Source organism: Saccharothrix lopnurensis (genome assembly GCF_042658445.1).
Lineage (GTDB): Bacteria > Actinomycetota > Actinomycetes > Mycobacteriales > Pseudonocardiaceae > Actinosynnema > Actinosynnema lopnurensis.
In genome coordinates, this window is record NZ_JBHSQO010000047.1 from 24,405 (window position 1) to 36,852 (window position 12,448).

Below are 12,448 nucleotides of genomic sequence, written 5' to 3' on the forward strand. Positions count from 1 at the left end.
CGACGGCTCCGGGGCTACCGTGCCCCTGTGAGTCTGGGGCGGGCTGTGGGGCTGGTGCTGGGGGTGGCCGCGGACGCGGTGCTCGGCGATCCGCGGAGGTACCACCCGGTGGCGGGGTTCGGGCGGGCGGCGTCGGCGCTGGAGCGCGGGCTGTACCGCGACCACCGGGCGGCCGGGGTCGCGCACGTGGCCGTGCTGGTCGGCGGCGCCGTCGTGGCGGGCGTCGCGGTCGAGCGGCTGGCCGGGCGCGATCAGGTGGTGCGGGCGCTGACCACGGCGGCCGCCACGTGGGTGGTGCTCGGCGGGGCGTCGCTGGCCGACGAGGGCACCGCGATGGGCCGCGAGCTCGACGCCGGCGACCTGGCGGCGGCCCGCGACCGGCTGCCCGGCCTGTGCGGGCGCGATCCCTCAAGGCTGGACACCATGGGCCTGGCCAAGGCCACCGTGGAGTCCGTGGCGGAGAACACCTCCGACGCCGTGGTCGCGCCGCTGTTCTGGGGCGCGGTCGCGGGCGTGCCCGGCCTGCTGGGCTACCGGGCGGTGAACACCCTCGACGCGATGATCGGCCACCGCAACCCCCGCTACCTGCGGTTCGGCTGGGCCGCGGCGCGCCTGGACGACGTGGCGAACCTGCTGCCGTCGCGGCTGGCGGCGCTGCTCACCGCGGTGGGCGCGCCGGTCGTCGGCGGGTCGGCGGGCGAGGCGTGGCGGACGTGGCGGCGGGACGCGGCGGCGCACCCGAGCCCGAACGCCGGCCAGGTGGAGGCGGCGTTCGCGGGCGCGCTGGAGATCCGGCTGGGCGGGCGCACGGTGTACGCGCACGGCGCGGAGGACCGGCCGGTGCTCGGGCACGGCCGCAACCCCGACGCGGGCCACGTGACGCGGGCGGTGGAGCTGTCGCGGGTGGTCGGCGCGGCGGCGGCGGCCGTGACCGCGCTCATCGCGCTGGTGCGGCCTCGTCTGCCGCGGCCTCGTCCTCGGCGAGCATCTCGGCGACGGACTTCCGCCTGAGGCGCGGCCCCTCGTGCAGCGCCCCGCCGGGGCGCACCTCGCGGACGGTGAAGTACAGCCAGCCGGCCAGGGCCATCGCGCCGAACGCGATCCACTGGAGCGCGTAGGAGAAGTACGGGCCGGCGTCGAGCTTCGGCAGCGGCAGCGCGCCCTCGACGCCCGGCTGGTCCTCGGTGAGCTGGAAGTAGCCCGGCCGGATGTCCAGGCCGGCCGCCCGGCCCACCACGGCCGGGTTGATCGCGTACACCTGCCGGTGGCCGTCCTCGGCGAACGCGTCCCGGTCGTCCGACTCGCCCGCGCGGGTCCACGCGACCAGCGTCACGGTCCCGGTGGGCAGGGGCTTGAGCGCCGGCACCCGGATGCCGTTGACCGGCCGCACGTAACCGCGGTCGACCAGCACGACCCGGCCGCCCGCCAGTTCGAACGGGGTCAGCACCTCGAACGCGGCCTCGCCCTGCACGGTTCGCAGCCGCGCCACCGCCTGCCCCTCGGGCAGGTAGCGGCCGGTGAGCGAGACCCGGCGCCACTCGAAGTCGGTGTTGGGGCGGTCCAGCAGCCCCTCGACCGGCACCGGGTCGGTGCGCACGGCCGTGGTGACGGCGCTGTTCTGCGCGTCCCGTTCGGCGTCCCGGTCGAACTGCCAGGGCGCGAGCAGCGCGAAGCACGCGCCCGCGAACACCCAGACCGTCAACGTCAGCGCGAGCCAGCCAGGACGCAACAGGAACCTCAACCGCACGCCACCACGGTAAGCCCTAGGCCGATGTGACCTGGATCCGGTCGAACCGGGCGGTGAAACCGCCTCCCGTCGGAGCCGCCGCCATCACCCCGACCAGGGCGGGCACGTCGGGCGGGAAGTAGGCCAGGCGCAGCAGCGTGACCGGCTCGTCGTCGCCCAGGCCGTAGCGGATGGTCACCGCGTCGCCCTCCCGGACCGCGGAGATCGTCATCCGGTCGGCGCGGGCCACGCCCACCACCGACCAGTCGGAGAAGTCCCTGGTCACCACGGTGCTGATCTGGAACTCGCCGTCCACGAGCTCGGCGCCCGCCTTGATCCAGTTGCGCTCGTCCAGGCGCAGCGCGATGCCCGCCTGGTCGTACTGGGCGGCGTAGTCGGCGGTGAAGGAGGCGGTGAAGGTGGCGTCGCCGATCACCGGGACGCCCAGCAGGTGCCCGGAGTCGCGGTCGTACCCGTAGTGGGTGGTGCGCCAGAAGTCGGTGTCCGGGTCGGCGGTGACGGTCAGGCCGGCCTCCGCGGACCAGGAGCGGGGCTCGTTGATCCAGCGCCAGTCCTCGTGGCCGAACAGTCGCATCCCCATCGGACCATCATGTCAGCGCGCGGGCCGCTGCCAACGCCTGTTGGGCGTAACCCCGGCCGCCTCCACCATCTCGACCACGCGGCCGAACCCGGCCTCGTCGCCGTAGTACGGGTCCGGGACGTCCACCCCGGGTGCTCCCCGAATATGATCGCGGCCACGGGGGAACGGCAGATGTTGCCGGTGCGGATGAAGGGTCACGTGCGGGCCCGCGGCAGCGGAGCCTGCCGGGTCGCGCGCTCCGGGTGGGGTCGGCGGACGTCACGGGCGCGCACGCGGGACCCTTCGGACCGACCGGTTCGCGCGGGGGGATTGTTCGATGTCCGGGGTCGTGGTCTTCGTCGTGCTGCTCGCGGTCGGGGTGGTCGCCGGGGCGGCCGTCGCGGTGACCCTGTGGCGCCGGTCGTGGCCGGAGACGCCCGCGTTCGCGCGGCCCCGGCCGGTGGCCTCGCCCGGCGGGCTGGCCCCCGACCCGAACGCCGGATTCTTCACCGATCGTGGTTTCTTGTTCCGGAAAAGACTTTTCTTCGTCGGCACCGGGTGCCCGCCGCAGCTGGTGACCGACTTTTCGTCACTGGACGTGTCGCAGCGGGAACAGCCCGTGCGCATTGCCCGGCACGGCATTCGGTCGTGGTGGTGGTTCGAGGGGGAGTTCTACCGCGAGGCGGCGGGTCTCCAGGTCGACGACGTGCGGACGGGGGTGCGGGAGCGGCGGCGGAGGCAGCGCGCCAGGCAGGACCGGGCCCGGTTCCTGTCTGCCGCGGAGGAAAGCCTGCGAAAGCGCGAGAACGGGTAACGTACGGGCGTTCAATTCCGACGACAATGCATATGGAATGTCGGGGAAGGAACGCGCATGTCCCATACCTGTGTCGTCCGCCACGTTCGTACGTCCAATGTGGGGAAGCCCGTCCGCGCGGGTTCACCCGGTCGGCCGCGGAAGGCCGGGGACCGGTGAACGAGCCGTCGCTGTGCCGGTTGGCCGTGTGCGAGGTGCCCTCGTTCGCGCACCTGGTGCTGAGCGCGGCCGTGGTGCTGTTCGCCGTGTTCGCCTCGCTGGTCTCCGCGGTCGGCTGACCGGGTTCCCCCGACCGGTCTCCCCCTACCTGCCCTCGCCGGTCCCGGCCGACGCCCTCGGCGTGCCGCGCGAGCTCCCGGGCGCCCACCTCGACCGGGCGGCCTCGCAGATCGCCTAGACTCCCGGCGATGACCAGCCAGGACCCCGGTCGGGCGCTGCTGCGCCACCACGGGGACGTCGACGCCGCGCCCGGACTCGCGGACTTCGCGGTGAACGTGCGGGCGCCCGCGCCGCCGCGCTGGCTGCGCGACCGGCTGGTCACGGCCCTGGACACCCTCGGCTCCTACCCGTCCGCCGCCGCCGACCTGCGGGCCCGCGAGGCCGTCGCGGCCCGGCACGGCCGGTCGCCGGACGAGGTGCTGGTGCTCAACGGGGCCTCCGAGGGCTTCGCCCTGCTGCCGGACCTGCGCCCGCGCCTGGCCGCGGTGGTGCACCCGTCGTTCACCGAGCCCGAGGTGGCGCTGGGCGACGCGGGCGTGCCCGTGGCGCGGGTGGCGCTGCGGCCCGGGGACGGCTACCGGCTGCGGCCCGAGCTGGTCCCCGACGAGGCCGACCTGGTGGTGCTGGGCAACCCGACCAACCCGACCTCCGTGCTGCACCCGGCCGAGGTGGTCGCGGCGCTGGCCCGGCCGGGCCGGGTGCTGGTGGTGGACGAGGCGTTCGCCGACGCGATCCCCGGCGAACCCGCCTCGCTGGCCGGCCGCGGCGACCTGGACGGGCTGCTGGTGCTGCGCAGCCTCACCAAGACGTGGGGCCTGGCCGGGCTGCGCGCGGGCTACTTCCTGGGCGCGCCGGAGCTGCTGGCCCGGCTGTCGTCGACCCGGCCGCGGTGGCCGGTGGGCAGCCTGGTGCTGGAGGCGGTGACCGCGTGCTGCGCGCCGGAGGCCGTGGCCGAGGCCGACGAGCTGGCGTGGGAGGCGCGCGAGCACACGTCGCTGGCCGTGGCGCGGCTGGGCGACCTGGTGGTCGTGCCGCCGGCCGCGCCGTTCGTGCTGCTGCGCGTGCCCGACGGGCCGCGGGTGCGGCAAGCGTTGCGGGACAAGGGGGTGGCGGTGCGGCGCGGTGACACCTTCCCCGGCCTGACCCCCGACCACATCCGGGTCGCGGTGCGCGCGCCCGAGCAGTTCGCGGTGCTGGTGGACGCGCTGCGCGTGGTGCTGGAGGACGCGTGACGACGCTCGGGGACGTGCTGGCCGCGCTGGAGGCGGCCTACCCGCCGGCGACCGCCGAGTCGTGGGACGCGGTCGGCCTGGTCTGCGGCGACCGCGCCGAACCGGTGACCAGGGCGCTGTTCTGCGTCGACCCCGTCGAGTCCACCGTGGACGAGGCGCTGGAGGTCGGCGCGCAGCTGCTGGTGGCCCACCACCCGCTGATGCTGCGCGGGGTCACCGGCGTGCCCGCCGACGACCCCAAGGGCGCGCTGGTGCACCGGCTGATCCGCGCGGGCGTGGCGCTCTACACCGCGCACACCAACGCCGACATCGCCGACCCGGGCGTGTCCGACGCGCTGGCCGGGGCCCTGGGCCTGCGGGTCACCGGGCCGCTGTCGCCCGCGCCCGCCCGGCAGCTCGACGTGCTCGCCACCTACGCGCCCGCGGCGCACGTCGAGCGGGTCCTGGACGCCCTGCACGCCGCCGGCGCGGGCGCCCTCGGCGACTACCGCGAGGCCGCCTGGACCGTCGAGGGCACCGGCCGGTTCCGGCCGCTGCCCGGCGCGCGCCCCGCCGACGGCGAGGTCGGCGAGCTGCGGCGGCTGCCGGAGACGCGCGTCGAGGTGGTGCTGGAGCGCCGCCGCCGCGCCGAGGTCGTGCGCGCGCTGCGCGCCGCCCACCCGTACGAGGAGGTCGCGTTCAACCTCAACGAGATCGCGGAGCTGCCGTCGGGCGCCGGCATCGGCCGCGTGGGCGAACTGGACGCCGCCGAACCGCTGCGGGTGTTCGCCCGACGCGTCGCCGACGCCCTGCCCGCCACCGCGTGGGGCGTGCGCGCCGCGGGCGACCCGGACCGGCCGGTGCGGCGGGTCGCGGTGTGCGGCGGCGCGGGCGACGGCTACCTGTCCGCCGCGGCGCGGGCGGGCGTGGACGCCTACGTGACCGCGGACCTGCGCCACCACCCGGCGGGCGAGCACCTGGCCGCGGGCGGACCCGCGCTCGTCGACGTGGCGCACTGGGCCAGCGAGTGGCCGTGGTGCGCGCAGGCGGCCGGCGTCGTGCGCGCGGCCCTCGGCGGTACGGTCGAGGTCGTCGTCTCGACCCGCCGGACCGACCCGTGGACCGTCGGCGCGACGAGCCGAACAGGAGGAGCCCAGTGAAAGCCGAGCCCGCAGTGCAGCGCAGGTTGCTCGACCTCGCCGAGGTCGACGCCGAGCTGGCGCGCGTCACCCACCGCCGCCGCACGCTGCCCGAGCTGGCCGAGATCGCCGAGGCCGAGAAGGTGCTGCGGGCCAAGCAGGACGCGCTGACCACCGTCGGCACGAACCTCGGCGACCTCGACCGCGAGGTCCGGCGGCAGGAGACCGAGATCGAGCAGGTCCGGGCCCGCGAGGAACGCGACCGCGTGCTGCTCCAGGGCGGCAAGGTCGGCGCCAAGCAGCTCACCGACCTGGAGCACGAGCTGGCCACCCTCGGCCGCCGCCGCGCCGCGCTGGAGGACGACCTGCTGGAGCTGATGGAGCGCCGGGAGGCCGTCGAGGCGGACGCGCAGCACGCCCGCGTCGAGCTGGACAAGGCGCAGGAGGCGATGGCGGACGCGGCCCGGCGCCGCGACTCCGCGCTGGCCGACCTGGAGTCCACCGAGACCAAGCGCACCGCCGACCGCAGGCTGATGGTCGGCCGGTTCCCCGAGCCGCTGCTGACCCTCTACGACCGGGTCCGCGCGCACAAGGGCATCGGGGCCTCGCTGCTCCGGTCCCGCCGCTGCGGCGCGTGCCGGATCGAGCTGGACCGCAACGCGTTCGCCAAGGTCAAGGAGGCCGCGGCGGACGAGGTCGTGCAGTGCGAGGAGTGCGGCGCGATCATGGTCCGCACGGGGGAATCCGGCCTGTGACCGGAGCGGGGAAGGTCGTCGTCGAGGCCGACGGCGGATCGCGCGGCAACCCCGGACCCGCCGGCTACGGCGCCGTGGTGCTCTCCGCGGCCGGCGACGTGCTGGCCGAGCGGTCCGCCGGGCTCGGCGTGGCGACCAACAACGTCGCCGAGTACCAGGGCCTGATCGCGGGCCTGCGCGCGGCGGCCGAGGTGGGCGCCGCCGAGGTGCTCGTGCGGATGGACTCCAAGCTCGTGGTCGAGCAGATGTCCGGGCGCTGGAAGGTCAAGCACCCGGCGATGCAGCCGCTGTTCGCGCGGGCCCGCGAGCTGGCCCGGGAGTTCGAGCGGGTCGGCTACGAGTGGATTCCGCGCGAGCGCAACAAGCGCGCCGACCGGCTGGCCAACCAGGCCATGGACGACCAGGCCACGGGCGACCGGGCCACGGGCGACCGGGCCACAGACGACCGGGCCACGGGTGACCGGACCGGCGTGGCGCGGCGACCGGAGCCCGGACAGCCCGGGGAGACGGGTCCGGGGGTCGGGGCGACGGCGCAGGCGCCGCCCGCGTCGTGGACCGGCGCGGTCGGCGAACCGACCCGCCTCCACCTGCTGCGGCACGGGCAGACCGAGCTGTCGGTGGCCCGCCGCTACTCCGGGCGCGGCAACCCGCCGCTGACCGGGGTGGGGCGGGGGCAGGCCGAGGCCGCCGCCCGCAGGCTGGGCGGGCTGGCGAACGTCGCCGCGGTGGTGTCCTCGCCGCTGGCCAGGGCCCGGGAGACCGCGCGCGCCGTCGCCGAGGCCGCCGGCGCGGAGGCGACCACGCACGAGGGGCTGATCGAGACCGACTTCGGCGCGTGGGAGGGCCTGACCTTCACCGAGGCCGCCGAGCGCGACCCCGGGCTGCACCGGCGGTGGCTGTCCGACCCGGCCGTGGCCGCGCCGGGCGGGGAGAGCTTCGACGAGGTGCTGCGGCGCGTGCGGCGGGTCAAGACCGACCTCATCGCCCGCTACGGCGGCGCGGACGTCGTCGTGGTCAGCCACGTCACGCCGATCAAGCAGCTGCTGCGGACCGCGCTGGACGTCGGCCCGTCACTGCTGTTCCGGCTCCACCTGGATCTCGCGTCGCTGTCGGTGGTCGAGTTCTACCCCGACGGGCACGCCTCCGTGCGGCTGGTCAACGACACCTCCCACCTGGCCTAGCCCGCCACCCGCAGGCGCGGGCGCGCACGCCGGAACCGGGCTTCCGAGACGGCGTGCGCGAACCGCTCCACCGCGCCGCGCACGGCGTCGTCGGCTTTCGGTTCGACCACGTCGCCGGTGATGTCGCCGTCGAGGACGAATTCACCGCGCAGCACGTTGTCCGCGCCTTTCCCGGCGAGCAGCGGGTTGAGCGCGTAGTCCATCGCCACCAGGAAACCCTGGCTGCCGCCGGTCGCCAGCGGCAGCACCGCGCGACCGCGCAGCGCGCGTTTCGGCAACAGGTCCAGGAGGGCTTTCACCAGGCCGCTGTAGGCGGCCCGGTAGACCGGGCTGACCACCACGATGCCGTCGGCGCGCAACACGGCGGCGACCGCGTCCCCGATCTCCGGGTCCCGCAGGTCCTCGGTGAGCAGGGACAACGTCGGGAGCTCGCGGACGTGCACGGTGCGGACGTCGTGCTCGGACCCCCGCAGCAGCTCCTCGACGCGGGCGACGAGGATGCCGGTCCGGGACCCGGGGGAGGGGCTGCCGGAAATCACCAGGACAGAGGACATGGGCGCGAACACCTTTCGGTGCGAAAAAAGGATCGGGATACGAGGTAAAATCGTCAGCGACAACAGATCGCGGCGGCCGTGCGGCCGAAGTCGACATGTCGACGGCGGGTGAGCACCCCTATTCCCGGCATGTTTCGAGTAGAGCAGCCGTGGTCCGGTCGAACAAGGTTCGACCGCCCTGGTTCCACTGCCTGGGAGCGGGCCGACTAGGCTGGTCGGAGCGGATGAGTCGGCGGGGCGGCCGCGTCGGCGGGGTTTCCCGCCGCCGAGGAAAGTCCGGACTCCACAGGGCAGGGTGGTTGTCAACGGCAACCAGGGGCGACCCTCGGGACAGTGCCACAGAGAACAGACCGCCCCGGTGCGAGCCGGGGTAAGGGTGAAACGGTGGTGTAAGAGACCACCAGCGCCCCCGGTGACGGGGGCGGCTAGGTAAACCCCACCCGGAGCAAGGCCAAGAGGGTGCCCCCGGGCACCTGCGCAGGCGTTCGAGGACTGCCCGTCCGATGCCTGCGGGTAGGCCGCACGAGCCTGTCGGCAACGGCAGGCCGAGATGGATGGCCGCCGAACGGGAGCGCCGCGAGGCCCCCGGGAACAGAATCCGGCTTACACGCCGGCTCATCCGCCCCCACACCCGGAACCCGGCGCGGAAACCCGGCGCGCGGGGATGCGTTCGGGCGGGCGCGCTCGGGTTGGCCGTGGCCTGGCGGAACAGGGCCGGTACTTCGGTTCCCCGCACCCGCCGGAACCCTCCACAGTGGAGCACCCGACCGGGAGCACCCCGACCGCCCGAGGGCACACCGCTCCGCCTGTAGATCCTCCCTCGACCCGCCGCGTTACAGAAGTGACGCCGTTCGAGTGATCTCCGGTATCAACCCCGCCGACTCCCCCTCCTCCCGGCGAACCGCGGGCCCTGCCCCGCGGGGCAGAAGGAGGAAACGCATGTCCACCACCAGACGTCAGGGAGCAACGGTGCTCGCCCTGACCGGGCTGCTGGGCGCGGCGGCGCTCGCCGGCGCCGGCGGCGCCGGGGCGGCCCCGGCGGACGAGTTACCCGTCTACGCCGTCCGCTCCGAGGGGATCACCCAGGAGCAGGCCGCCACCCTCCAGAAGGCGTTCGGCCTCAGCGCGGTCGAGCGCACCCCGGAGGGGGTCGTCACCTTCACCGACGAGGAGCGGTACCTGCGGGTGCCCTCGATCAGCCTGGGCGCGGGCCGGCCCGACGAGAGCGGTCAGGCCACCACCCAGACCGCCTTCGACGTCGAGGCGATCCGCGCCCTCAGGACCGTCCCGCTCGACGACGCGACCAAGCGCGTCACCGAGACCCTCCGCGGGGTCGGCCTGCTGCCCGCCGAGGCGACCCCGACCGCCTCGTACTCCACCCTCGACCTCGTCGACGCCAACGGCGCCACCCTGGTCAGCGCGCCGATGGACACCACCGTCACGTTCGACTTCAAACTCGGCGGCGTGCCGCTGGAGGGGGCCGGCGCGAAGATCCGCGTCTCGCTGGACGGCACGGGCGCGGTCACCCAGCTCACCTACGCCGCCCGAGAGGTCGTCACCGCGGGCCTCAAGCCGGTGCTGCACCTGGACCTGGGCTACCAGAAGTGCGTCGAGGTGCTGGGCGGCGTGCCGCTCGGCACGGTCCAGTACGCCTACCCCGCCGAGCCGCTCGGCTCGGGTCAGACGCACCTGGAGCCCTTCTTCCGGTGCCAGGGCGTGGACCCGGGCGAGAACGCCCCGGTGTTCTTCCTGCCCGCCGTGGTCGGTTCCTCCGCGCCGAGCCCCGACCCCGCCGTGCCGCCGCGCCGGGCGACCGCCGGGTCCGCCACGTCCGCCCCGACCGGTGAGGTCGGCGCCAACTGGATCCCCCGCGTCGACGTCGGCAGCGAGGGCACCGGCTCCTGCCAGGGCCTGTACGGGGTGCCGAACAGCGTCGGCGGCTTCAACAACCGGTTCACCTCCGCCGGCGTGCCGGTGCAGTTCAGCTGGACCGGCGCCAACGCCTGGGAGCAGGACTTCAAGGACCCGGCCTTCGCCGGCGGCCAGGACCACGTCTACACCGACGACGTGGACATGACCTTCTACCACGGCAACGGCGGCCCGTTCGGCCTGTCGTTCGCCCGGTGCAGCGCGGTCAACGACACCACCCTGCGCAACACCGAGGCCCGCTGGGGCAACCGCGACTCCGAGTGGATGAGCCTCTACACCCCGAGCCTGCTCCAGCCCACGGCGAGCGGCCAGAACTGGGCGCAGCGGTGGAGCGGGGCGTTCCGCGGCCTGCACCAGATCAACAGCTTCGAGACGAGCATCGTCCAGCAGAGCGCGTTCGTGCCGCCGACCAGCACGTTCGGCGGCCGGTACGCGAACTACCTGCTGCGCTCGTCGCTGCGCCCGCTCCAGCGGCCGATGAAGGTGCGCGAGGCGTGGGCCCAGGCGTCGCGCGACACGCAGCCGTCGTGGGTGCGCTGGGCGACCATGGGGCCGATGAGCCGCAACGGCTCCGGTTACTACAGCGCCAACTTCGACGACTACTTCTGGGGCCGGGGCTCGGTCGGTTCGGACATCACCTCGCCCAACGGCTACTGGAAGATCTCCGGTTCGAGCTGACCGGCGCGCGGGGCGACCGCCGGGCGTGGACCGGCGGACCGTGACCGAGGGGGTCCCTTCCGGCTACTGGGGGTCGGAAGGGGCCCCTTCCGCGTGCGCCCCGAGGAAGTCCCGTCCGGGGGAGTACCGTCCGGCGAGTCCCGCTCGGCGAGTCCCGTCCGTTGCGCCCCTTCAGGTGCGCCGCGAGGGCCGACCCGGCTGCATCCGGATCACCGGGCGGAACGCCTCGCCGCCGTTGTAGCGCTCCTCCAGCTCGGCCACGTAGGCGGCCACCGCCGGGTTGACGATGTCGGCGAGGCTGCGCACGCCCGCCGACGCCTCGTACGCCGCCAGGTAGGTCGCCGCCGCCCGGGCCCGTTCGAGCACCTCCTGGTCGAAGTTGACCGTCCGCTGCACCCGCCGCCCCGCCGGCCGCTCCGGGCCGGTAACCTGATCAAGACCCGAGACGGCCACCGCGACCGTGATCTCGTTCACCCCGGCGGCTGGTTCGGGCGCGGCTTCCGGCGGCTGGGCCATCTCGGCCTCCTCGGCGTCGTCACTCGTGTGGGTGCGGACCGTTCGGATCGGTCACTGGGCTGAACGGTGCACACGATGTTGATAGGCGGATGGGGGGCTTGGGATCTTGCGCACTGTCCGTGATCAGGACGTTCGCAGCCGGGTGAACTGTCCCAGCAATCGGGAGAATCCGGACTCCCCGGTTCTCCACCGGCTCCCCCGGACTCATCATGTCTGTGGCTAGATTAGACGTAATCGACTGTCAGGGGAATGCTTGTTGATCTACGCACCGCTAACAGGCCGATACACCTCGTGACCAAGACGTGTTCTACTCGATAGCGCACACCCGGTCGGACACCCCTCGGTCCGCCCGGCGAAGTCCTGCGTACTCAGGAGTACTGCAATGACCGCCATGACCCTGGTAACACTCGCCCAGCAACAGCCCGGCCTGGGCACAGGCGGGGTGCGCCAGTGGATCCTCGACAACCTCCTGCCCCTGCTCCTGCTCACGGTCGCGGTCCTGCTCCTGTGGCTGGGCGGCGGCAAGGGCGACAACGCCGGGGTCATGCGCCGCCTGGGCGGCGTGATCGTCGCGCTGGCGATCGTCGGACTGGCCGTGACCACGGACGCGGGCGAGAACATCGGCTCGTGGCTCGCCGGCCTGTTCACCGGCGGGTGACCCTTGCGGGTACGCACTGACGACGAGGTCTACCGGGTCGACGCCGTCTGGTTGGGGCCGCCCAGGGCAACGTTCCCGTGGCGCGCGCGCTACGTCGCGTGGGGCGTCGGCATCGTGGTCTTCCTGCTGGTGACCGCGGTCCAGCGGCAGGTCGGCTTCGGGTTCGACTTCATCAACACCGGCTGGGGCTTCGTGATCACGGTCGCCCTGACCCGCTTCATCTGCGCGCGGATCAGCCACGAGCGCCCCCTGTCGTCGGTGCTGACGATGTGGGTGCGCGAGCTGACCTCGCCGCGCGAGACGACCTCCGGCCGGGGCGGCGCCGCCAGCGCCGCCCGGATCCGGGTGGGCTCCCGACGCCCGCGCAAGCGGGTGAAGGGGAAGGGCGCGAAACGCGCGAGCGCCCCCGCCCGATCCCAGCAGCGCACGCCAGACCGCCGTCAGAAGGAGGTGCGCGGTGTTCGGACGCCGGCGTGACCGCAACCGAC

The 12,448-nt window shown here is 74.3% G+C and carries 14 protein-coding genes and 1 other RNA gene; 11 read left to right on the top strand and 4 right to left on the bottom strand.

Features of this window, described 5'->3' with window-relative positions:
- Positions 1–27: 27 nt before the first annotated feature.
- Positions 28–1,011: a cobalamin biosynthesis protein gene (locus tag ACFP3R_RS30565; RefSeq protein WP_380641034.1), complete on the top strand. Its 984-nt coding sequence runs from the start codon at positions 28–30 to the stop codon at positions 1,009–1,011.
- Here the strand turns inward: ACFP3R_RS30565 and ACFP3R_RS30570 are convergent.
- A complete protein-coding gene (locus ACFP3R_RS30570) occupies positions 938–1,747 on the bottom strand; it encodes an SURF1 family cytochrome oxidase biogenesis protein (RefSeq protein WP_380641036.1) in 810 nt (269 codons plus the stop codon). The two genes, ACFP3R_RS30565 and ACFP3R_RS30570, sit on opposite strands and share 74 nt — an antisense overlap.
- 16 nt (positions 1,748–1,763) lie before the next feature.
- Positions 1,764–2,327 (bottom strand): DUF1349 domain-containing protein, encoded by a 564-nt coding sequence (locus ACFP3R_RS30575; RefSeq protein ID WP_380641038.1) that lies wholly within the window; start codon positions 2,325–2,327, stop codon positions 1,764–1,766.
- Positions 2,328–2,643: 316 nt separating this feature from the next.
- Here ACFP3R_RS30575 and ACFP3R_RS30580 point away from each other — a divergent pair, with 316 nt between their 5' ends.
- The 6 genes from ACFP3R_RS30580 (at position 2,644) to ACFP3R_RS30605 (ending at position 7,625) form a co-directional block, all read left to right on the top strand.
- Positions 2,644–3,120 carry a hypothetical protein gene (locus tag ACFP3R_RS30580; protein ID WP_380641040.1) on the top strand — a complete coding sequence of 159 codons (477 nt, stop codon included), beginning with the start codon at positions 2,644–2,646 and terminating at the stop codon, positions 3,118–3,120.
- Between the two features lie 155 nt (positions 3,121–3,275).
- Positions 3,276–3,398 (top strand): hypothetical protein, encoded by a 123-nt coding sequence (locus tag ACFP3R_RS30585; protein ID WP_380641042.1) that lies wholly within the window; start codon positions 3,276–3,278, stop codon positions 3,396–3,398.
- 129 nt (positions 3,399–3,527) lie between these two features.
- Positions 3,528–4,571 (top strand): Rv2231c family pyridoxal phosphate-dependent protein CobC, encoded by a 1,044-nt coding sequence (gene cobC, locus ACFP3R_RS30590; RefSeq protein WP_380641044.1) that lies wholly within the window; start codon positions 3,528–3,530, stop codon positions 4,569–4,571.
- 14 nt (positions 4,572–4,585) lie between these two features.
- Positions 4,586–5,710, top strand: a complete 1,125-nt coding sequence (locus ACFP3R_RS30595; RefSeq protein ID WP_417750604.1) for a Nif3-like dinuclear metal center hexameric protein — start codon at positions 4,586–4,588, stop codon at positions 5,708–5,710.
- Entirely contained in the window at positions 5,707–6,444 is a 738-nt protein-coding gene (locus ACFP3R_RS30600; RefSeq protein WP_380641048.1) for a zinc ribbon domain-containing protein, read from the top strand. Before ACFP3R_RS30595 ends, ACFP3R_RS30600 begins: the two co-directional genes overlap by 4 nt.
- Positions 6,441–7,625 carry a bifunctional RNase H/acid phosphatase gene (locus ACFP3R_RS30605; protein ID WP_380641050.1) on the top strand — a complete coding sequence of 395 codons (1,185 nt, stop codon included), beginning with the start codon at positions 6,441–6,443 and terminating at the stop codon, positions 7,623–7,625. The genes ACFP3R_RS30600 and ACFP3R_RS30605 overlap by 4 nt, the downstream gene beginning before the upstream one ends.
- Here ACFP3R_RS30605 and ACFP3R_RS30610 read toward each other — a convergent pair.
- Positions 7,622–8,179: an NAD(P)H-dependent oxidoreductase gene (locus ACFP3R_RS30610; RefSeq protein ID WP_380641052.1), complete on the bottom strand. Its 558-nt coding sequence runs from the start codon at positions 8,177–8,179 to the stop codon at positions 7,622–7,624. The two genes, ACFP3R_RS30605 and ACFP3R_RS30610, sit on opposite strands and share 4 nt — an antisense overlap.
- A 225-nt stretch (positions 8,180–8,404) precedes the next feature.
- Here ACFP3R_RS30610 and rnpB point away from each other — a divergent pair.
- Together rnpB and ACFP3R_RS30620 are read left to right on the top strand one after the other, a co-directional pair.
- Positions 8,405–8,801: RNase P RNA component class A (rnpB, locus tag ACFP3R_RS30615), an RNA gene on the top strand.
- Positions 8,802–9,118: 317 nt separating this feature from the next.
- Positions 9,119–10,786, top strand: a complete 1,668-nt coding sequence (locus tag ACFP3R_RS30620; RefSeq protein WP_380641054.1) for a DUF6345 domain-containing protein — start codon at positions 9,119–9,121, stop codon at positions 10,784–10,786.
- Positions 10,787–10,957: 171 nt separating this feature from the next.
- Here the strand turns inward: ACFP3R_RS30620 and ACFP3R_RS30625 are convergent, their stop codons facing one another.
- Positions 10,958–11,302, bottom strand: a complete 345-nt coding sequence (locus tag ACFP3R_RS30625; protein WP_380641056.1) for a hypothetical protein — start codon at positions 11,300–11,302, stop codon at positions 10,958–10,960.
- 382 nt (positions 11,303–11,684) lie between these two features.
- Here ACFP3R_RS30625 and ACFP3R_RS30630 point away from each other — a divergent pair, with 382 nt between their 5' ends.
- Positions 11,685–11,960, top strand: a complete 276-nt coding sequence (locus ACFP3R_RS30630; RefSeq protein WP_380641058.1) for a hypothetical protein — start codon at positions 11,685–11,687, stop codon at positions 11,958–11,960.
- Between the two features lie 3 nt (positions 11,961–11,963).
- A complete protein-coding gene (locus tag ACFP3R_RS30635) occupies positions 11,964–12,437 on the top strand; it encodes a hypothetical protein (protein ID WP_380641060.1) in 474 nt (157 codons plus the stop codon).
- Positions 12,438–12,448 lie beyond the last annotated feature (11 nt).

Coding starts and splice junctions, on each gene's coding strand:
- ACFP3R_RS30630 (WP_380641058.1), top strand. CDS start 11,685: ATGACCGCCATGACCCTGGTAACACTCGCCCAGCAACAGCCCGGCCTG.
- ACFP3R_RS30625 (WP_380641056.1), bottom strand. CDS start 11,302: ATGGCCCAGCCGCCGGAAGCCGCGCCCGAACCAGCCGCCGGGGTGAAC.
- ACFP3R_RS30580 (WP_380641040.1), top strand. CDS start 2,644: ATGTCCGGGGTCGTGGTCTTCGTCGTGCTGCTCGCGGTCGGGGTGGTC.
- ACFP3R_RS30610 (WP_380641052.1), bottom strand. CDS start 8,179: ATGTCCTCTGTCCTGGTGATTTCCGGCAGCCCCTCCCCCGGGTCCCGG.
- cobC (WP_380641044.1), top strand. CDS start 3,528: ATGACCAGCCAGGACCCCGGTCGGGCGCTGCTGCGCCACCACGGGGAC.
- ACFP3R_RS30575 (WP_380641038.1), bottom strand. CDS start 2,327: ATGGGGATGCGACTGTTCGGCCACGAGGACTGGCGCTGGATCAACGAG.
- ACFP3R_RS30620 (WP_380641054.1), top strand. CDS start 9,119: ATGTCCACCACCAGACGTCAGGGAGCAACGGTGCTCGCCCTGACCGGG.